The sequence below is a fragment of the Pseudomonas sp. HLMP genome (assembly GCF_046365545.1).
GTDB lineage: Bacteria > Pseudomonadota > Gammaproteobacteria > Pseudomonadales > Pseudomonadaceae > Aquipseudomonas > Aquipseudomonas guariconensis_B.
In genome coordinates this window covers 4,288,515-4,306,685 of record NZ_JBDLLR010000001.1, presented here as the reverse complement: position 1 = coordinate 4,306,685, position 18,171 = coordinate 4,288,515, and the positions used below count along the sequence as shown (strand labels likewise).

Here is an 18,171-nt window from a genome sequence, read left to right as displayed (position 1 = left end):
AAAGATTGCGAAAGCGGCGGTTACATTGCTGGGCGCCGCTGCGCAGACAACAGGGCCATAGTCTACCAAGAGTGTTCGCGGTTTACCTCCCGAAGGGTTGGGCAACCGTCGGTCGCTCAGGTTCACCACATGGGTGGACGTCCTCATGAATTTGTACGATGATTTTCGTATCGACAGAGAAGACTATGGAGAATGGCTTCAGGAAGGCCAGGCGCGACCTGATCGCGGCCCTTGAGAGGGGTGACTACCTGCATGTGTCGCGTGGCGACATCGAGGTGAAGAACCTGCTGGCGACAGGGGCGGTTTCGGCGCAGGAGGTGATCGGCATCGTTCGCGCGTGCAGCGGCATGCACCACGCCTGCAGCCCCCATCACGCCGTCGCGCAAATCGATGTCCATGTGCTCAGGCGGCACGGCTGGTACATCAAGTTCTATTTCATCGAGCCAGGAGCCTGGTTCATCAGCGTACATCGGTGAGACCCCAGATCATGAAGATCCTTTTCGAAGGCGATAGCGGCAAGGCGCTCTGCGAGCATTGCCAGGCCGTGGTGCAGACCCGCTACGTGCGTCGCGACGTGCCATTCAGCGATGGCCAGGGCCAGGCGCGGGACATCCTGGTCGGCGTGTGCACGCACTGCGATACGGTAGTCGCCATTCCGCCGCAGTCCACGCCGGCCATCCGCGATGCGCGCAAGCAACAACTCAAGTCCATCGAGGCGCGGTTGCCGGCGGTCTACCTCGATGCCCTCGACGCGGCCATGCACGCGGTCAGCTGCGAAGCCGGGGCCAACCTGCGCAAGCTGTTCCTCGGCCATTACTTCCAGTTGCTGGTGCAGGCCAGCCAGGGCGAACAACTGCTGCCGGCCCACGAGGCGTTCGCCCGCTCGCTGGACGAGCAACGGCGTCAGCGCGGCCTGCCGCCTTCGGGGGCGACCCGGCGTCTGTCGATGAAGGTCAACCCCCACGTGGCCGAGGATTTCCTGGCGTTGCAGCAGCAAACCCGGATGACCCAGACCGAGCTGCTCAAGTCGGTGATCGCGCGGATCCAGGCGGATGTCCTCGAGGCGCGCGATCCGGGGGTGATCCTCGCCCTGCAACGCTTGGCGCGGCTGGCCGTGTAGGCGATCGAGGCGTGCGCGGGCCTGGGGGGACTGACAGCCCTGGGCTTGCAGGCGGCCCCGGGTCAGCTAGCTTTTCGTGCAATCATCCCCCATGCAAGGAGAACGCAATGGCGGCTCGAACCCCCAGGAAGAAAACCGACAACCACCCGGCACAGGCGTCCGTCGACCCGTTCCGCCTCAAGCCGAGCGGCGGGCCAGAGGAAGGCCTGGATCCGAAAGTGCACGTGTATGGACATAAGCAGAACATCATCTGTGCCACCGAATCCCGCGGCCATGTGCGCAACGTTGCCGAACTGCAGCTGGACGCCACCCAGGGCTTCATTCCGCTCTGGCGCGAAGACACCATCCTCAGGTGGCGCTTCCAGGAGCAATCGCTGGCGCGCTTCGCTGCGCCCGACGCCGCCAAGGCCAGGATCGAGCAGCTTTTCTGCCAGGCCCTACGGGCTTGGGGCGACGCCGTGCCGATCGCCTTCGCCAGGGATGACGACGCCTGGGATTTCCAGATCGTCGTCCAGCAGGTCGAACGCTGCGACGGGGCAGGAGCCTGCGTGTTGGCGAGTGCCTTCTTTCCCGACCCCGGGCGGCACGACCTGGTGATCTACCCGACGCTGTTCAAGCAGGACGAGGCCGAGCAGGTCGAGACCATCGCCCACGAGCTGGGCCATGTGTTCGGCCTCCGGCACTGGTTCGCGCCCCAGCAGGAGGCGGATTTCCCCAGCATTCCATTCGGCTCGCAGAAACCGGTCTCGATCATGAACTACGGCCCTGACAGCCAACTGACCGAGGACGACAGGAACGACCTGAAAGCCCTGTACTCGGCCGCCCATAGCGGGGCGCTCACCCACATCAACGGCACCCCCATCCGCCTGGTGGCGCCGTTCCATACCCTGCGGGAACAGTTCCAGGCCCTGCCGTTGAAGTGAGTACGGCGGCCGCCACGGCATCCTGGGCGGACCCCTGGTCGGTTTCAGGATGCGCCTGGTCGTTTGGGTGCAACCTGCCGGCGCCAGGAGTGCCATGCTTGCAGGATGCCCAGGGGAACCAGTGCGCGCAGACGCACGGCCATGGGCAAGGAGGGCGCCCGTATACCACGTGACCGTGACGTGACCGGTGCGCCACAGCAGAACACGCCGGACGCCTGCCCGCCGCGGCAGCCTTGTCCGTGATGCCGAGGTCCGCTGTATGCCTGATGAGACGCTTCACCTGCCATTGATCCAGGACGCGCTGGAACGCCACAAGGCCATGCCCGGCGCCCTGTTGCCAATCCTCCACGCCATCCAGGACGGCGCAGGCTTCGTGCCGGATGCCGCCGTCCCCGAGATCGCCCATGCTCTCAACCTCAGCCAGGCCGAGGTGCGCGGGGTGATCAGTTTCTACCACGATTTCCGTACCACACCGCCGGCGCGCCACACCCTGCGCCTGTGCCGGGCCGAATCCTGCCAGAGCCGGGGCGCCGAGGCCCTGGCTGCACAGTTGCGCGAGCAGTTGGCGCTGGATGACCACGGCACCAGCGCCGATGGCGCCATCAGCCTGCGACCGGTGTACTGCCTGGGCGCCTGCGCCTGCTCGCCGGCCCTGGAACTGGACGGCCGGCTGCATGCCCGCCTCACCCCCGAGCGCCTGCGTGCCCTGGTCAACGGCTGCCTGGAGGACGAAGCATGCTGAAGCTCTTCATCCCCTGTGACTCGGTGGCCCGCGCCGTGGGCGCCGACCAGGTCGCCGAGGCGCTGGCCGACGAGGCCGGGCGCCGGCAAGTGGCGTTGGATATCCAGCGCACCAGTTCCCGAGGGCTGTACTGGCTGGAACCTTTGCTGGAGCTCGAGGGCGCCACTGGGCGCATGGGCTTCGGGCCGGTCACGCCTGAAGACGTGCCCAGCCTGCTGGATGCCCTGATGGGCGAAGCAGGTGGCCATTCCCTGGCCCTGGGGCCGGTGGAGGACATCCCCTACCTCAAGTCCCAGCAGCGTCTGCTGTTCGCCCGTGCCGGTATCACCCGGCCGTTGTCGCTGGAGGACTACCGTGCCCATGACGGGTTCGAAGGGCTGGCCCGTGCCGTGGCGCTCGAGGGGGCGGACGTGGTTGCCGCCGTGCTCGACTCCGGCCTGCGTGGCCGTGGCGGCGCGGCATTCCCCGCCGGCATCAAGTGGCGTACCGTGCGCGAGGCTGGGGCAGGGCAGAAGTACGTGGTGTGCAACGCCGACGAGGGTGACTCGGGCACTTTCGCCGACCGCATGCTGATGGAGGGCGACCCCTTCCTGCTGATTGAGGGCATGGCCATCGCCGGCCTCGCCGTGGGGGCCGAGAAGGGCTACATCTACGTGCGCTCGGAGTACCCGGACGCGATTCGTGTGCTGGACGCGGCCTGCGCCATCGCCCGTGAGGCAGGCTACCTGGGCGAGGACGTCGCCGGCAGTGGCCGGGCCTTCGACCTGGAGGTGCGGGTCGGTGCCGGCGCCTACATCTGTGGCGAGGAAACCGCGCTGCTCGAATCCCTCGAAGGCAAGCGCGGCATCGTCCGCGCCAAGCCACCGCTCCCGGCCCTGGAGGGGCTGTTCGGCCGACCGACCCTGGTGCACAACGTGCTCACCCTGGCCTCGGTGCCGGTGATCCTGGCCAGGGGCGCGGCGTTCTATCGCGACTTCGGCATGGGCCGCTCGCTGGGCACCATGCCGTTCCAGCTGGCCGGCAACATTCGCCGGGGTGGCCTGGTGGAGCGTGCCTTCGGCCTGAGCCTGCGCGAGCTGGTCGAGGACTATGGCGGCGGCACCGCCAGCGGTCGGCCGTTGAAGGCGGCGCAGGTTGGCGGCCCCTTGGGCGCCTGGGTGCCCCCCAGCCATTTCGACACCCCGCTGGACTACGAGGCCTTCGCTGCCATGGGCGCGATGCTGGGCCACGGTGGCGTGGTGGTGGCCGACGATACCCTGAACATGGCCAGCATGGCGCGCTTCGCCCTGCAGTTCTGTGCCGAAGAATCCTGCGGCAAGTGCACGCCGTGCCGGATCGGCTCGACCCGTGGCATGGAGGTGGTGGACCGGCTGATCGCCAGCAGCGACCTCGGCGAACGCCACGACCAGGCCCTGCTGCTGCGCGACCTGTGCGACACCATGCAGTACGGCTCGCTCTGCGCCATGGGCGGCATGACCGCCTATCCCGTGGCCAGTGCCCTCAAGTATTTCCCCGCCGACTTCGGTCTGACCACCACGGAGGCCGCACAGTGATCAATTTCTTCGACCCCGCCAACGACATCGACCTGGGCACGCCGGCCCGCGACAGCGACGTGCAGGTCAGCCTGGTCATCGATGGCCGCTCCATCAGCGTGCCTGCCGGCACCTCGGTGATGCGTGCCGCGGCACTGCTCGGCACCAGCATTCCCAAGTTGTGCGCCACCGACAGTCTGGAGGCCTTTGGCTCCTGCCGCCTGTGCATGGTGGAGATCGAGGGCATGCGCGGCTATCCAGCCTCGTGTACCACACCGGTCAGCGAAGGCATGGTGGTGCGTACCCAGACGTCGCGCCTGGCCGACCTGCGGCGCAACGTCATGGAGCTGTACATCTCCGACCACCCGCTGGACTGCCTGACCTGCTCGGCCAACGGCAACTGCGAGCTGCAGACCGTGGCCGGCCAGGTCGGCCTGCGCGAGGTGCGCTACGGCTACGACGGTGCCAACCACCTGGCCGAGCAGAAGGACGTCTCCAACCCGTACTTCGACTACGAGCCGAGCAAGTGCATCGTCTGCAGCCGCTGCGTGCGTGCCTGCGAAGACATCCAGGGCACCTTCGCCCTGACCATCACCGGGCGCGGTTTCGAGTCGCGGGTGGCCGCCGCCGGCGGGGACAACTTCCTCACCTCCGAATGCGTCTCCTGCGGCGCCTGCGTGCAAGCCTGCCCGACCGCCACCCTGAGCGAGAAAAGCCTGGTCCAGCTCGGCCAGCCCGAGCGTGCCGTCATCACCACCTGCGCCTATTGCGGCGTGGGCTGTTCGTTCCGCGCCGAGATGAAGGGCGACCAGCTGGTACGCATGGTCCCGGACAAGAGCGGTGGCGCCAACCACGGCCACGCCTGTGTCAAGGGCCGTTTCGCCTGGGGCTATGCCACCCATCCGGACCGCATCACCAAGCCGATGATCCGCAAGCACATCGACGATCCGTGGCAGGAAGTCAGCTGGGACGAGGCGCTCACCTACGCCGCCAGCGAGTTTCGCCGCATCCAGCTCAAGCATGGGCGCGACTCCATCGGCGGCATCACCTCCAGCCGTTGCACCAACGAGGAGGCCTACCTGGTGCAGAAGCTGGTGCGCGCCGCTTTCGGCAACAACAACGTCGACACCTGTGCGCGGGTCTGCCATTCGCCGACCGGCTACGGCCTCAAGCAGACCCTGGGCGAGTCGGCCGGCACCCAGAGCTTCGACTCGGTGATGCAGGCCGACGTCATCCTGGTGATCGGCGCCAACCCCACCGACGCCCACCCGGTGTTCGGCTCGCAACTCAAGCGCCGCCTGCGCGAGGGCGCGCGGCTGATCGTCATCGACCCACGGCGCATCGACCTGGTGGACTCGCCCCATGCCCGCGCCGAACTGCACCTGCAACTGCGCCCTGGCACCAACGTGGCCATGCTCAATGCCCTGGCCCATGTGATCGTCACCGAGGGACTGCTCGACCAGGCCTTCGTCGACGCCCGCTGCGAGGCGGAGGATTTTGCCCACTGGCGCGATTTCGTCAGCCTCGCGGAAAACGCCCCCGAGGTGCTGGGGCCGGTGTGCGGCGTGCCCGCCGAGCAGATCCGCGCCGCTGCCCGGCTGTATGCCACCGGCGGCAACGCGGCGATCTACTACGGCCTGGGCGTCACCGAGCACAGCCAGGGCAGCACTGCGGTGATGGGCATCGCCAACCTGGCCATGGCCACCGGCAACATCGGTCGCGAAGGGGTAGGGGTGAACCCCCTACGTGGGCAGAACAATGTCCAGGGCTCTTGCGACATGGGCTCGTTCCCCCATGAGCTGCCAGGCTACCGGCACATCTCCAACGAGGGGGTGCGCAGCGAGTTCGAGCAGGCCTGGGGCGTCACCTTGCAGCCTGACCCGGGCCTGCGCATCCCCAACATGTTCGAGGCGGCCCTGGATGGCAGCTTCAAGGCCCTCTACTGCCAGGGCGAGGATATCGCCCAGAGCGACCCCAACACCCAGCACGTCACCGCGGCCCTGATGGCCATGGAGTGCGTGGTGGTGCAGGACATCTTCCTCAACGAGACGGCCAAGTTCGCCCATGTGTTCCTGCCGGGCAGTTCGTTCCTGGAGAAGGACGGCACCTTCACCAACGCCGAGCGGCGCATCTCGCGGGTGCGCAAGGTCATGGAGCCGCTGGCCGGCAAGGCCGACTGGGAAGCCACCGTGGCCCTGTCCAATGCCCTGGGCTACCGCATGGACTACCGCCATCCCTCCGAGATCATGGACGAGATCGCCCGCCTGACCCCGACCTTCCAGCGGGTCAGCTACGAGCAGCTCGACCGCCACGGCAGCCTGCAATGGCCGTGCAACGATGCCGCGCCGCAGGGTACCCCGACCATGCACATCGACCAGTTCGTGCGCGGCAAGGGGCGCTTCATGCTGACCGGCTACGTGCCGACCGACGAGAAGGCCAACAGCCGCTATCCGTTGCTGCTGACCACCGGGCGTATCCTCAGCCAGTACAACGTCGGCGCCCAGACCCGACGTACCGGCAATGTCGCCTGGCACGCCCAGGACCGTCTGGAAATCCACCCGACCGACGCCGAGAGCCGCGGCATCAAGGACGGAGACTGGGTCGGCGTGGGCAGCCGCGCCGGGCAGACGGTGTTGCGCGCCAAGGTCAGCGGTCGGGTAGCGCCGGGGGTGGTGTACACCACCTTCCACTTCCCTGAGTCGGGCGCCAACGTGATCACCACCGACAACTCCGACTGGGCCACCAACTGCCCCGAGTACAAGGTCACGGCCGTAGAGGTGGTGCGGGTGTTCCAGCCATCGGAGTGGCAGAAGCGCTACCAGGCGTTCAGCGATGAACAACGGCGCTTGCTCAAGGAGCGTCGCCAGGCCGAGAAGTCCGAGAAAGCCGAGGTGCGCCGATGAGCAGCGAGAACCTGGTCAAGATGGCCAACCAGATCGCCCACTACTTCGCCAGCGAGCCCGACCGGGCGCTGGCGGTGCAGGGGGTGAGGCAGCACCTGCAGAACTTCTGGACGCCGGCCATGCGTCGGCAACTGGAGGCGTGGTTGCAGGCCAACCCGGGGGAGGGGTTGGACCCGCTGGTTCGGGAGGCGATCGAGGTAGCGAAGGCGCCGGCGTAGCGGTTCTGGACTCGCACTTCGAAGGTGTTTGCCCAAGAGTCCCGGCGACACCCGGGGTGTCGCCAAGGACAGGGATGTCACCTTCCCTGCAATACCTCTCGAAACACATCTGGCCGTGCGGCCGCCATGTGGAGCAGGGTGCGAACGGCGCCGGATGGCGTGCGTCGCCCCTGTTCCCATTCTTGAAGCCCGCATCGTCGATGTGGGGGCTGGGGGCCAAACCCAGCGCACGGCAGTGCCAAATCCGATGCATGCTCACAAACGACTGGCATGAAAGTTCCCCCCGCAATCTGTAAATTTCGTAAATAAGATACAAACCCATTTGAGAATCATTATATTCGCCATCCCTGAGGGCCCCACGCAACGTTCGTGAGGCCAGTGGCTCTGTGTGCGCTGTCTTCCAGGCGGTCGCGCCTTTTCGCTCATGAACTGCAGGAGATGTGTCGATGCAATCCAGAACCTCCCCCAACAGCCTGGCCCTGGCCTTCGTCGCATTGGCGTCGCCGGCCATGCTGGCCACGGCGGCACAGGCCGAGGAGAACCCGTCCGGCGAGGTGCTGGAGGTGCCGGTCGACAGCAACGCGCTGGTGATCCAGAACACCCTGGTCACGGCCGAGCGTGAGGCACGCCAGGCACTGGGCTCGTCGATCATCACCGAAGAGGACATCAAGCGCCGCCCCCCGGCCAACGACCTGTCCGACATCATCCGTCGCGAACCAGGGGTCAACCTGACCGGCAACAGCGCCAGCGGCGCGCGTGGCAACAACCGCCAGATCGACCTGCGCGGCATGGGCCCGGAGAACACCCTGATCCTCATCGACGGCAAGCCGTCCAACGCCCGCAATGCCGTGCGCTACGGCTGGAACGGCGACCGCGACACCCGCGGCGAGACCAACTGGGTGCCGGCCGAGGCGGTCGAGCGCATCGAGATCCTCCGTGGCCCAGCCGCGGCGCGTTATGGTTCCGGTGCCATGGGCGGGGTGGTGAACATCATCACCAAGCGCCCGACCGACGAGCTCAAGGGCAACCTCAACCTGTACACCCAGTTGCCCGAAGACAGTGCCGAAGGCGCCAGCCAGCGCGCCAACTTCAACGTCAGCGGCGGGCTGACCGACGACCTGGGCTTTCGCCTCTACGGTGGCCTGGCCAAGACCGACGCCGACGACCTGGACATCAACGCCAAGCACGCCAACAGTGCCCTGGTGGCCGGGCGCGAGGGCGTGCGCAACAAGGACATCAATGGCCTGCTGAGCTGGAGGCTCAACGACGAGCATCGCCTCGAGCTCAGCGCCGGCTATAGCCGCCAGGGCAATATCTACGCCGGCGACACCATGAACAGCAACGGCGGTGGCAACATCGACCTGATCTCCAGCCTGTATGGCCACGAGACCAACGTCATGCAGCGCAACACCTACGACCTGACCCACCTGGGCGACTTCACCTGGGGTACCAGCAAGACCGTGCTGGCCTACGAGTACGTGCGCAACTGGCGCCTCAACGAAGGCCTGGCAGGGGGCCCGGAAGGGTCGATCAACGACTCTGGCGCGGCGATGTCGCGGCTGCGCAACACCCGCCTGACCAGCGAAGCGAGCCTGCCGTTCGCGATGGGCAGCACCGAGCACGTGCTGACCCTGGGTGGCGAGTACCTCTATGAAACCCTCAACGACCAGGGGTCGTTCCGCCCGCAGAGCTTCGACCCGAGCGGCTCCGGCAGCGACGTGATCGCCGGTTTCGATCGCAGCGACTCGAAGATGTCGGCCAAGAGCTATGCGCTGTTCGTCGAGGACAACATCGTCATCGGCGACACCACCGTCACCCCTGGCTTGCGCCTGGATCATCACGAGGAATTCGGCGACAACCTCAGCCCGAGCCTGAACCTGTCGCACAAGCTCACCGACGATCTGACCGTCAAGGGCGGCATCGCCCGGGCCTACAAGACGCCGAACCTGTACCAGTACAACCCCAACTACCTGCTCTACAGCCGTGGCAACGGCTGCAGCGTGCAACAGACCAACTCCGGGGGCTGTTACTTGCAGGGTAATGCCGACCTCGATCCGGAAATCAGCGTCAACAAGGAAATCGGCCTGCTGTATGACCGTGGCACCTGGCGTACCAGCGCGACCTACTTCCGCAATGACTACAAGAACAAGATCATCGGCGGTACCGACGTGGTCTACACCATCAACAGCGGCCGCCGCGTGACCCAGTGGGAGAACGCCGGCAAGGCACGGGTGGAAGGCATCGAGGGCAACTTCTTCATCGAGCTGAGCCCGACCCTGGACTGGAACACCAACCTGACCTGGATGCTCGACAACGACAACCGCGAGACTGGCGAGCCGCTGTCGGTGATCCCCGAGTACACGGTCAACACCACCCTCGACTGGCGTGCCACCGACAAGCTGTCGTTCCAGCTGGCGGGCACCTACTTCGGCAAGCAGAAGTCGCCGACCTACAACTACCGCACCCAGCAGGACTATGACCAAGAGGCCCAGCAGGACGTGGAGGCCTATGGCCTGGTGGATGTCAGCGCCGGGTACAGGTTCAACGCCAACTATGACGTGCGGGTAGGGGTGAACAACGTCTTCGACAAGCAGATCTACCGTGGCGGCAATGCCAGCAGCTCGGGCGCCAATACCTACAACCAGCCGGGGCGTGCGGTGTTCGCTTCGTTGAACATCTCGTTCTGATCGTTGGAACCGCTTCGCGCCCCGACAAGCCCGCGCCCACATGGACCGCGCCGATCTTGAGATCGGCGCCGAATCTGTGGGCGCGGGCTTGTCGGTGTGCCGAGCCGACGCGAAGCGGCCCCGAATGCCCCTCAAGGAGCAACCGATGAGCACTCTCCCCACCTGGCTGGCCATCTTCTCCCGCAGCGCCGCCGCACTGCTTGGCGGCTACGCCTTCAGCTACGCCGCCACCGCCTGCCTGGCCCGCGTGCTGCCACTGGCACCTGGCGACGCGGTGATCGTCGCCACGCTGCCGGCGTTCGTTTTCTACACCGCCGCGATCCTCTGGGCGTTCGCCAGCCGTGACGCCCTGCATGCCTGGATGCCCTTGGCCATTTCCGTACCGCTGGCGCTGCTGGGCTTCTGGCCGCAGGCGATGGGGTGGTTGCCATGAAGAACACCTTCACCCAATCGATGGCCTGGCTGCATACCTGGGCCGGGCTGATCTTCGGCTGGCTGCTGTTCGCCATCTTCGTCACCGGCACCCTGGCGGTGTTCGACAAGGAGCTCAACCACTGGATGCAGCCGGAGATCCCGGCCACCGACGTCTCCCAGGCCGATGCCGCGCGGCGTGCCATCGCCTACCTGCAAGCCCACGAAGCGGATGCCAACAACTGGGGCATCAGCCTGCCCAGCGAACGCGCCCCAGGGCTGCGCGTGTCCACCGGCGAACGCCGCCATGGCGGTGGCGTGCAACTCGATCCGCAGACCGGCGAGCCGTTGGCGGTGCGCGACAGCGTTGGCGGTAATTTCTTCTTCCGCTTCCATTTCACCCTCGACCTGCCGCGCAACTGGGGCATCTTCGTGGTCGGAGCGCTGGCCCTGGTGATGCTGGCGGCGCTGGTGACCGGTATCGTGATCCACAAGAAGATCTTCAAGGAGTTCTTCACCTTCCGCCCGGACAAGGGGCAGCGCTCCTGGCTGGATTTCCACAATGCCAGTGCCGTGCTGTTGCTGCCGTTCCACCTGATGATCACCTACACGGGGTTGGTGATCTTCATGCTGATCTACATTCCCGCAGGCGTGGATGCCCTGTTCGACGGTGATACCCGGGCGTACTTCCAGGCCCAGGGCAATACCCGCCTGGAACAGCCACGGCGCCTGGCCAAGGTGCCGGGCGAACTGGTCGACATCGCGCCGCTGCTGGCCCAGGCCGAGGCACGGCTGGGGCCGATCGGTGGCCTGAATATCCGCAACCCCAATACGGCTGGGGCACGCATCGAGATCCGGCCGCAGCTGGGCAACCGTATCGCCTTGACCAAGGGCCAGGCGATGGTCTTCGACGGCGTCAGCGGCAAGCTGCTCAGCGATGTGCCCGAGCTGCGCCCGGCGCCATTGACCCAACGGGTGATGGTCGGCCTGCACTTCGCCCAGTTCGGTGGCTACCCCATGCGTTGGCTGTACTTCGTCTGTGGCCTGGTCAGTTGCGCGATGATCGCCAGTGGTTTGGTGCTGTTCTGCGTCAAACGCGGGCGCAAGTACGCCACGGTCACGGCCGAGGCATCGGCGCGACGCTGGTATCGCCTGGCCGAGGTGTGCAACGTCGGTTTCATCGCCGGCTTGCTGCTGGCCTGTGTCGCGCTGCTGTGGGCCAGCCGCCTGCTGCCTGCGGAGCTGGCCGGGCGTGAAGCGTGGGAGGTGCGGGTGTTCTTCGGGGCCTGGTTGCTGGCCTTGTTGCATGCTGGGTCGCGGCCGGCCAAGCGCGCCTGGGTCGAGCAATTGGGGCTCGTGGCGCTGCTGAGTGGTGGCCTGGGGGCGCTGGGCATGGTTACCGGCACGGCAGACAGCCTGCGCCTGGGTGTGGAGGTTACCGGGTTGGTGCTGGGCGTGGGTCTGGCCCTGGCGGCCTGGCGGGTGGCCCGTTCGGTGCCGGTGACGGCCCGGACGCCCGCTCGGCGGATGGAGGTGGCAGGATGATGACGATGGTCATGGGGGGATTGCTGTTCGCCTATGCCGGCATGCTGGGGCTGTGCCAGGGGTTGGAGCGGCACTACAAGCAGGTTTGGCACAGGCCATGCCCGCGTGGGCTGCGCCTGGCCCTGCGCGGGTTGGGCTGGTCGTCGCTGCTGGGCAGCCTGTTGCTGTGCGCCGGGGCCTGGGGCTGGGCCATGGGACCGGTGGCCTGGTTCGGGGCGATGTCGCTGGCGGGGATGGTGCTGGTGATGGTGCTGCCGTACTGGCCGCGGGTGGCGGTGGGGCTGGTGATGCTGGTGCCGGTGTGGGGGCTGGTATTCTCCTGTGTTTCGTTGCGGTAAAAAAATCGCTGGCATGCTAAACCGGATGCCTGAACATCGCCCACGAAGAGCCCCCGTGAAAGCTGTCCACCTTGCCTTGATCTGCCACGCTCCGACCCATGCCCTCAAGACCGGGTATTTACACGGTATCGACGATGCCCTGTCGCCAGGCTCGGAGCGGCCTTCGCCGGCTGCGCCAGGTACCCAGCTGCTGAGCGCACCGGAGCGTCGGGCACTGGAGACGGCGGCCTGCCTGGGAACGTGCGTGGGTATCGAGCCAGCCCTGGCCGATTGCGACCTGGGGCGCTGGCAAGGCCAGGCGCTCAAGCACCTGCAGGCCGAGCAGCCGCAGGCCCTGGCCCAATGGCTGGACGACCCGCACAGTGCGCCCCACGGCGGCGAATCGATCGCCGCCTTGTGCCAACGGGTCGGCGCCTGGCTGGAGGGGTTCGACCCACCGGGCGACTGGCTGGCAGTGACCCACCCCTTCGTCATCCGTGCGGCGATGGTCCATGTGCTCGGCTGCCCGCTGGAGGCTTTCCAGCGCATCGATGTATTGCCGCTGTCGCGCCTGCCACTCAGCCGCGTGGGGCGTTGGCGGTTGCGCCTGGCCTGACGCGCGTCACAACGTGCAGAAAAAACCCGCCGCCACGTTTGAACTTGTGCGGCCCTTTGCAATCATCTTTGCGTCTCCGGCTGGAGGCTCTTTCACAGGCAATACAGGAAAGCAGCATGATGCTCACGACAAGACGGAACTGGCTGGCCCTGGCACTGGGCCTTTTCATCACCACGCCGTTGCTGGCCGCCGAGCCCGAGCGCCCACCGGTGGCCGACAAGGTGGTCGCCTACAGCGGCGAGCAGGGGATCAAGGTCTGGACCCTGCGCATCGGTGAGCGCTCGGCGAACCAGGCGCTGGTACAGGTCGATGGCATCGACCATGACTGGCAGATGCGCATCCAGAAGATGAACGTCGAGAAGTCCGAGCGGGATACGCGTTACTCCACCGAGGTCGACGGCAAGAAGTACGTTGCCCTGATCGTTCGTGGCGACTGGGCCAACCTCTACCTGCCGGGCGAGGCGCAAGAGACATCCCTGCGCTACGACCCTTCTCTCTCCGAGCAGGGCAATGCCCAGTACTTCCTGACCGACTACCTGCAACAGGCGGCCAGGTAAGGGCAGCGGGCGCGTTAGAACGCCAGCTTGTAGCCGATCATCAACAGCATCCCGGCCAGGCAAGGCCGCAGCAGGTGGTCGGAGATACGCCCGGTGAGGTGGCTGCCCAGGTAGATGCCGGGCAGCGAACCGAGCAGCAGGTAGCCGAGCAACGCCCAGTCCATGTTGCCCATCCCGGCGTGGCCGAGGCCGGCCACCAGGGTCAGGGGCACGGCGTGGGCGATCTCGGTGCCCACCAGGCGGCGGGTGACCAGGAACGGGTAGAGCAGGAACAGCGCCACCGTGCCCAGAGCGCCGGCACCGATGGAGGTCAGGGTGACCATGACGCCCAGCACCACCCCGGTGAGCACGGTGAGGATGTTCAGGGTGCGGTCGCTGAGGTGGTAGTGGTCGCCGGCGTGGCGATTGGCGAAGGCCTGCAGGCGCGACTTGAACAGGATCGCCAGCGCGGTGAGGATCAGCACCACGGCCAGGCCCTGCTTGATCACCGCATTGAGCGCCGAGGTATCGGTGTGCAGGGTGCTGAGGAACCACAGCGTCAGCGCTGCCGCCGGCACGCTGCCCAGGCTCAGCAGGCCGGTGATCTTCCAGTCGATGTTCTTGTTGCGCCCATGCACCCAGACGCCACTGGCCTTGGTGATGGCGGCGTAGAGCAGGTCGGTACCCACGGCGGTGGCCGGGTTGACCCCGAACCAGAGCAGGATCGGCGTCATCAGCGAACCGCCACCGACGCCGGTCATGCCGACGATGAAACCCACGACCAGTCCCGCAATGGTGAAACCGAAAGAACCTACATCCATACGCTACTCGACTGTCCCGCTGTGCCCGTGATCGGATGGCTGCCAGCATAAAGGTTTTTTTATAGCGAAATAGACTTGTTCGTTATTAGGTTATAACCAGATATCGACTGCGGGCCTCCAAGATCAGCGGTCGGTCATCACCACCATGACATGGGCATCGCCGCCATCCTCGCTCTCAGACAGGTAGATATGCCCCACCTGGCTGTCGAAGTAAGCCGTCTCCTGGGGCCCGATGCTCACCGCCTCGCCCGTTTCGAACAGGATGCGTACCCGCCCGCTCAGGACGAGGGCGAACTCCTGGCCGGGATGGCGGATGAAGTCATCGAACTGGCCGCGCTCCCGGGCGATGATGCGGGCGTAGGCGGGGGTCATGCGCCGTTCGGGGAAGGCCCCTGCAATCGGGTGGTAGTCGTAGGTGCCGGTGGAGTAACCGGCTGCCGCGGGCAGCGAATCGACCACCACGGTCGCCGGGGCTGGCGCGCTGGCCGGGCCGCTGGCGCGGAACAACTGGGCGATGTCCAGGTTCAGGGCACGCGCCGCTGCGGCCAGCTTCTCGTAGCTGACCGAGACCTGCGCCAGCTCCATCTTCGACAGGGTCGAGACCGGCACGCCACTGAGCGCGGACAACTGCTTGAGGGTCATCTGCCGCGCCTTGCGCACCTGGCGCAGGCGCGCGCCAACCTCGGCGCGGTCGAGCAGGGGGAGGGCACCGGGGCGGTTTGGCGGGCGGGTACGGTCGTCGGGCATCGGGGCTCTCATGTACGGCTTTGGTCGGGCATCTTACCTTGGACCCTTGCGCGATCCGAAATTCTCATATATTAGAATTCTCATAAATGATAATTAGCGCGACAGGAGCGTGCATGGCACAGATCTACGACACCCTGATCATCGGCGCCGGCATCGCCGGTGCTTCCCTGGGCTACCGCCTAGCCGGCCAGCGCCGGGTGCTGCTGCTCGAGCGCGAGATGCAGCCGGGCTACCACTCCACCGGGCGCTCGGCCGCCATGTTCATGGAGGCCTACGGTACGCCGCAGATCCAGGCCCTCACCCGCGCCAGCCGTGCCTTCTACGAGCAGCCGCCGGAGGGCTTTTGCGAGCATCCCCTGCTCGAGCCCCGTGGCTGCCTGTACGTCGCTACCACCGAGCAACGCGAGCTTCTCGAAACCACCTACGCGCAGAACCTGGCCAACGGCACCGAGGTCAGCCTGCTCGACCGCGAGGCCGCCCTGGCCCTGGTACCCAGCCTGCGTGGCGAGGTCCTCGGCGGTGCGCTGCTCGAGCCGGGGGCCATGGACCTGGACGTGCATGGCCTGCACCAGGGCTTCCTGCGTGGCTACCGCGCGGCCGGTGGCGAGCTGCGCTGCAACGCCGAGCTGGTCCAGGCCCGCTACCTCGATGAGCTGTGGCAAGTGGAACTGGCCGATGGCAGCCAGTTGCAGGCTCGCCAACTGGTCAACGCCGCCGGAGCCTGGGCCGACCAGGTGGCCGGGCAGTGCGGGGTGGTCAAGGTTGGCCTGCAGCCCTGTCGGCGGAGCGCCTTCACCTTCCCGGGCCCATCGGCGCACGACTTCAGTCGCTGGCCGGCGGTGATCGGCGTGGACGAAAGCTTCTACTTCAAGCCGGACGCCGGCCAGTTGCTCGGCTCGCCGGCCAACGCTGACCCGGTCGAGCCCCAGGACGCCGCGCCAGAAGAGCTGGACGTGGCCCTGGGCATCTACAACATCGAGGCCATGACCACCCTGCAGATCCGCCGTCCCAGCCACAGTTGGGCCGGGCTGCGCTCGTTCGTCGCCGACGGCGACCTGGTGATCGGCTTCGACCCGCGTATGCCGGCGTTCTTCTGGCTGGCGGCGCAGGGCGGCTACGGCATCCAGTCCGCCGCCGGTGCCTCCCGCCTGGCCGCCGACCTGCTGCTCGGCCAGCCCCTCTGTCCGAGCTTGCTGGCCCAGGGCGTGTCGCCAGAGCAGCTGTCGCCGGCCCGTTTCCCACAACCCTGAAAGGAGCTTTCCATGAGCGATGATATCCAGCGTTTTCCCAGCAGCCTGCCGTTTCCGTTCTCCCGTGCGGTGAAGGCCGGTGGCTTTCTGTTCCTGTCCGGCCAGGTGCCGATGAGCGCGACGGGCGAAGTGGTGCGTGGCGACATCCAGGCCCAGACCCGTGCGGCCTGCGAGCGTATCGGCGAGAGCCTGGCGGCGTGCGGGGCGCGTTTCGACCAGGTGGTCAAGGTCACCGTGTGGTTGTCGGACATGGCTCATTTCGCGGGTTTCAACGAGGTCTACACGACGTTCTTCGGCGAGGCCCTGCCGGTGCGCTCCACCGTGGCGTCGGCGCTGGCGCTCGGCGTCGACGTGGAGATCGAAGTGCAGGCGTTCGTCGGGCAGGCGTGAATCGAATGCCGGGCCGTCGTGGCCTTCCCTGAAACACAACAACAATAGAGCCAGAGGTTCACATGCAAGAGCAGCTGAAGATCGCCGGTGCCTTCATCGGCGTGATCGTGGGGGCGGGCTTCGCGTCCGGGCGGGAACTGTTGCTGTTCTTCGTCGACTTTGGTGTCTGGGGGTTGGTCGGTGCGCTGGTCAGCGCCGCGTTGTTCACCTTCCTGGGCATGGCCCTGGCGGGGTTGGGCAATCGCCAGCAAGCCACCTCGCACAAGGACGTCATCCAGGCCATCTGCGGCCGTCACCTGGGCTGGTTCGTCGACTGGCTCATCACCTTCTTCATGTTCGCCGTCACCGTGGTCATGCTGGCGGGTGGTGGCGCCTTGCTGGAGCAGCAGTTCGGCGTGCCGGCTCTGGCTGGCAGCGTGCTGGTGACCCTGCTGGTGGTGGGCATCGTGTGCCTGGATGTACAGAAGGTGATCGTCGCCATCGGCGCCATCACGCCGTTGCTGATCCTGATCGCCTCGGCGATCGCCCTGTACGCGATGTTTTCCCGTGGGCAGAGCTTCGCCGAGCTCGACCGGCTGGCCAGCCAGCAGCAGGCGGGCGCCCGTCACTGGCTGCTGGGGGCGTTCCTCTATGTGTCCTACAACATCGTCGCGGGTGCGCCGATCCTGGCCATCCTCGGTGGTTCGGCCAAGGGCGAGAGGACGGCGATATGGGGCGGCTTGCTCGGTGGCGCGGCGTTGGGCGGGCTGATGCTGGTGATGAGCGCGGGGTTGCTGTCGCGCCTGGACAGCGTCGCCGAGCTGCCCATGCCGATGCTGTCGATCGCCAGCGAGGTTTCGCCGCTGCTGGGGCTGGTGATGTGCCTGATCATCTTCGGGATGATCGTCAACACGGCGGTGGGGACGTTGTTTTCCTTCCTGTCACGGTTGCTGCCGGCGGGGACGACGCAGTTTCGCTGGGGCTCGGTGGTGACCGGGGTGGTGGCGTTCGCTTGCAGCCTGGTGGGGTTCATCAGCCTGGTCGGGGAGGTGTATCCGTTCTTCGGCTACCTGGGCTTCGTGCTGATGGCAGCGGTGTTGCTGGGGTGGTTGCGGCGGGGCAAGGGCAGGAAGGTGGCGGTGGCCTGAAGGTGGGGCAAGGGATCCTCTGGGCGATCATAAAATGATGTGAGTCTCCAATCGGGGGCGCTTTGCGCCCCACTGCGGCCTTCCCCTCAGATCCTGAAGCTCCCCACCAACTGCTTCAACCGCCCGGCCTGCTGGCTCAGGGCATCGCAGTGACGCAGGGTCTCGTTGAGGTTCTCCACCCCTTGCTGGTTGAGGGTGTTGATCTGGGTGATGTCCAGGTTCAGGCTCTCGACCACCGCGCTCTGCTCCTCGGTGGCGGTGGCCACCGACTGGTTCATGCCGTCGA

General features: G+C 66.4%; 18 protein-coding genes and 2 pseudogenes. 16 read left to right on the top strand and 4 right to left on the bottom strand.

Annotated elements, in window-relative coordinates; genetic code table 11:
* Positions 1 to 158 precede the first annotated feature (158 nt).
* The 7 genes from ABFA30_RS19890 (at position 159) to ABFA30_RS19860 (ending at position 7,438) form a co-directional block, all read left to right on the top strand.
* Entirely contained in the window at positions 159 to 476 is a 318-nt protein-coding gene (locus ABFA30_RS19890; RefSeq protein ID WP_410045827.1) for a hypothetical protein, read from the top strand.
* Between the two features lie 11 nt (positions 477 to 487).
* The gene (locus ABFA30_RS19885; RefSeq protein WP_410045826.1) at positions 488 to 1,120 is read left to right on the top strand and encodes a hypothetical protein; all 633 of its coding nucleotides are present in this window, start codon (positions 488 to 490) and stop codon (positions 1,118 to 1,120) included.
* Positions 1,121 to 1,227: 107 nt separating this feature from the next.
* A complete protein-coding gene (locus ABFA30_RS19880; protein WP_225786885.1) occupies positions 1,228 to 2,043 on the top strand; it encodes a matrixin family metalloprotease in 816 nt (271 codons plus the stop codon).
* Positions 2,044 to 2,302: 259 nt separating this feature from the next.
* Positions 2,303 to 2,785, top strand: coding sequence for a formate dehydrogenase subunit gamma (locus tag ABFA30_RS19875; RefSeq protein ID WP_225786884.1), 483 nt, complete (start codon positions 2,303 to 2,305; stop codon positions 2,783 to 2,785).
* Positions 2,779 to 4,338 (top strand): formate dehydrogenase beta subunit, encoded by a 1,560-nt coding sequence (locus tag ABFA30_RS19870; protein ID WP_410045825.1) that lies wholly within the window; start codon positions 2,779 to 2,781, stop codon positions 4,336 to 4,338. The genes ABFA30_RS19875 and ABFA30_RS19870 overlap by 7 nt, the downstream gene beginning before the upstream one ends.
* Complete coding sequence (fdhF, locus tag ABFA30_RS19865; protein WP_225786882.1) at positions 4,335 to 7,220, top strand: formate dehydrogenase subunit alpha; 2,886 nt, start codon at positions 4,335 to 4,337, stop codon at positions 7,218 to 7,220. The genes ABFA30_RS19870 and fdhF overlap by 4 nt, the downstream gene beginning before the upstream one ends.
* A complete protein-coding gene (locus ABFA30_RS19860; RefSeq protein ID WP_225786881.1) occupies positions 7,217 to 7,438 on the top strand; it encodes a formate dehydrogenase subunit delta in 222 nt (73 codons plus the stop codon). The genes fdhF and ABFA30_RS19860 overlap by 4 nt, the downstream gene beginning before the upstream one ends.
* A gap of 77 nt (positions 7,439 to 7,515) precedes the next feature.
* Here the strand turns inward: ABFA30_RS19860 and ABFA30_RS19855 are convergent.
* Positions 7,516 to 7,626: pseudogene (locus ABFA30_RS19855) on the bottom strand (helix-turn-helix domain-containing protein); the annotation flags it as partial.
* A gap of 258 nt (positions 7,627 to 7,884) precedes the next feature.
* On the opposite strand from ABFA30_RS19855, the gene ABFA30_RS19850 reads away from it, so the two are divergent.
* From ABFA30_RS19850 to ABFA30_RS19825, 6 genes are all read left to right on the top strand, one after another.
* Complete coding sequence (locus tag ABFA30_RS19850) at positions 7,885 to 10,125, top strand: TonB-dependent siderophore receptor (RefSeq protein ID WP_225786880.1); 2,241 nt, start codon at positions 7,885 to 7,887, stop codon at positions 10,123 to 10,125.
* Positions 10,126 to 10,270: 145 nt separating this feature from the next.
* Positions 10,271 to 10,558: an iron transporter gene (locus ABFA30_RS19845; protein WP_410045824.1), complete on the top strand. Its 288-nt coding sequence runs from the start codon at positions 10,271 to 10,273 to the stop codon at positions 10,556 to 10,558.
* Positions 10,555 to 12,081 (top strand): PepSY-associated TM helix domain-containing protein, encoded by a 1,527-nt coding sequence (locus ABFA30_RS19840; protein WP_253100313.1) that lies wholly within the window; start codon positions 10,555 to 10,557, stop codon positions 12,079 to 12,081. The genes ABFA30_RS19845 and ABFA30_RS19840 overlap by 4 nt, the downstream gene beginning before the upstream one ends.
* Positions 12,078 to 12,419 carry a DUF3325 domain-containing protein gene (locus tag ABFA30_RS19835; RefSeq protein ID WP_225786877.1) on the top strand — a complete coding sequence of 114 codons (342 nt, stop codon included), beginning with the start codon at positions 12,078 to 12,080 and terminating at the stop codon, positions 12,417 to 12,419. The genes ABFA30_RS19840 and ABFA30_RS19835 overlap by 4 nt, the downstream gene beginning before the upstream one ends.
* A gap of 55 nt (positions 12,420 to 12,474) precedes the next feature.
* Positions 12,475 to 13,014 carry a histidine phosphatase family protein gene (locus ABFA30_RS19830; protein ID WP_368815612.1) on the top strand — a complete coding sequence of 180 codons (540 nt, stop codon included), beginning with the start codon at positions 12,475 to 12,477 and terminating at the stop codon, positions 13,012 to 13,014.
* A gap of 116 nt (positions 13,015 to 13,130) precedes the next feature.
* The gene (locus tag ABFA30_RS19825; RefSeq protein WP_225786875.1) at positions 13,131 to 13,571 is read left to right on the top strand and encodes a hypothetical protein; all 441 of its coding nucleotides are present in this window, start codon (positions 13,131 to 13,133) and stop codon (positions 13,569 to 13,571) included.
* Positions 13,572 to 13,585: 14 nt separating this feature from the next.
* Here ABFA30_RS19825 and ABFA30_RS19820 read toward each other — a convergent pair whose 3' ends face one another.
* Together ABFA30_RS19820 and ABFA30_RS19815 are read right to left on the bottom strand one after the other, a co-directional pair.
* Positions 13,586 to 14,371 carry a sulfite exporter TauE/SafE family protein gene (locus ABFA30_RS19820; protein ID WP_225786874.1) on the bottom strand — a complete coding sequence of 262 codons (786 nt, stop codon included), beginning with the start codon at positions 14,369 to 14,371 and terminating at the stop codon, positions 13,586 to 13,588.
* Between the two features lie 123 nt (positions 14,372 to 14,494).
* Entirely contained in the window at positions 14,495 to 15,118 is a 624-nt protein-coding gene (locus ABFA30_RS19815) for a helix-turn-helix domain-containing protein (RefSeq protein ID WP_225786873.1), read from the bottom strand.
* Positions 15,119 to 15,231: 113 nt separating this feature from the next.
* Between ABFA30_RS19815 and ABFA30_RS19810 the strand changes: the two genes are divergently transcribed.
* From ABFA30_RS19810 to ABFA30_RS19800, 3 genes are all read left to right on the top strand, one after another.
* The gene (locus ABFA30_RS19810) at positions 15,232 to 16,368 is read left to right on the top strand and encodes an NAD(P)/FAD-dependent oxidoreductase (RefSeq protein WP_368815611.1); all 1,137 of its coding nucleotides are present in this window, start codon (positions 15,232 to 15,234) and stop codon (positions 16,366 to 16,368) included.
* Between the two features lie 12 nt (positions 16,369 to 16,380).
* The gene (locus ABFA30_RS19805) at positions 16,381 to 16,758 is read left to right on the top strand and encodes a RidA family protein (RefSeq protein ID WP_225786871.1); all 378 of its coding nucleotides are present in this window, start codon (positions 16,381 to 16,383) and stop codon (positions 16,756 to 16,758) included.
* A gap of 62 nt (positions 16,759 to 16,820) precedes the next feature.
* Entirely contained in the window at positions 16,821 to 17,885 is a 1,065-nt protein-coding gene (locus tag ABFA30_RS19800) for a hypothetical protein (RefSeq protein ID WP_225786870.1), read from the top strand.
* An 86-nt stretch (positions 17,886 to 17,971) separates the two neighbouring features.
* On the opposite strand, the pseudogene ABFA30_RS19795 reads toward ABFA30_RS19800, so the two are convergent.
* Positions 17,972 to 18,171 (bottom strand): annotated as a pseudogene (locus ABFA30_RS19795) (chemotaxis protein); the annotation flags it as partial.

Bases quoted from the DNA above. Each gene is read 5' to 3' on its own strand.
- ABFA30_RS19875 (WP_225786884.1), top strand. From the start codon at position 2,303: ATGCCTGATGAGACGCTTCACCTGCCATTGATCCAGGACGCGCTGGAA.
- ABFA30_RS19890 (WP_410045827.1), top strand. From the start codon at position 159: ATGATTTTCGTATCGACAGAGAAGACTATGGAGAATGGCTTCAGGAAG.
- ABFA30_RS19815 (WP_225786873.1), bottom strand. From the start codon at position 15,118: ATGCCCGACGACCGTACCCGCCCGCCAAACCGCCCCGGTGCCCTCCCC.
- ABFA30_RS19880 (WP_225786885.1), top strand. From the start codon at position 1,228: ATGGCGGCTCGAACCCCCAGGAAGAAAACCGACAACCACCCGGCACAG.
- ABFA30_RS19810 (WP_368815611.1), top strand. From the start codon at position 15,232: ATGGCACAGATCTACGACACCCTGATCATCGGCGCCGGCATCGCCGGT.
- ABFA30_RS19820 (WP_225786874.1), bottom strand. From the start codon at position 14,371: ATGGATGTAGGTTCTTTCGGTTTCACCATTGCGGGACTGGTCGTGGGT.
- ABFA30_RS19840 (WP_253100313.1), top strand. From the start codon at position 10,555: ATGAAGAACACCTTCACCCAATCGATGGCCTGGCTGCATACCTGGGCC.
- ABFA30_RS19800 (WP_225786870.1), top strand. From the start codon at position 16,821: ATGCAAGAGCAGCTGAAGATCGCCGGTGCCTTCATCGGCGTGATCGTG.
- ABFA30_RS19860 (WP_225786881.1), top strand. From the start codon at position 7,217: ATGAGCAGCGAGAACCTGGTCAAGATGGCCAACCAGATCGCCCACTAC.
- ABFA30_RS19825 (WP_225786875.1), top strand. From the start codon at position 13,131: ATGATGCTCACGACAAGACGGAACTGGCTGGCCCTGGCACTGGGCCTT.
- ABFA30_RS19835 (WP_225786877.1), top strand. From the start codon at position 12,078: ATGATGACGATGGTCATGGGGGGATTGCTGTTCGCCTATGCCGGCATG.
- ABFA30_RS19805 (WP_225786871.1), top strand. From the start codon at position 16,381: ATGAGCGATGATATCCAGCGTTTTCCCAGCAGCCTGCCGTTTCCGTTC.
- ABFA30_RS19845 (WP_410045824.1), top strand. From the start codon at position 10,271: ATGAGCACTCTCCCCACCTGGCTGGCCATCTTCTCCCGCAGCGCCGCC.
- ABFA30_RS19850 (WP_225786880.1), top strand. From the start codon at position 7,885: ATGCAATCCAGAACCTCCCCCAACAGCCTGGCCCTGGCCTTCGTCGCA.
- ABFA30_RS19870 (WP_410045825.1), top strand. From the start codon at position 2,779: ATGCTGAAGCTCTTCATCCCCTGTGACTCGGTGGCCCGCGCCGTGGGC.
- ABFA30_RS19885 (WP_410045826.1), top strand. From the start codon at position 488: ATGAAGATCCTTTTCGAAGGCGATAGCGGCAAGGCGCTCTGCGAGCAT.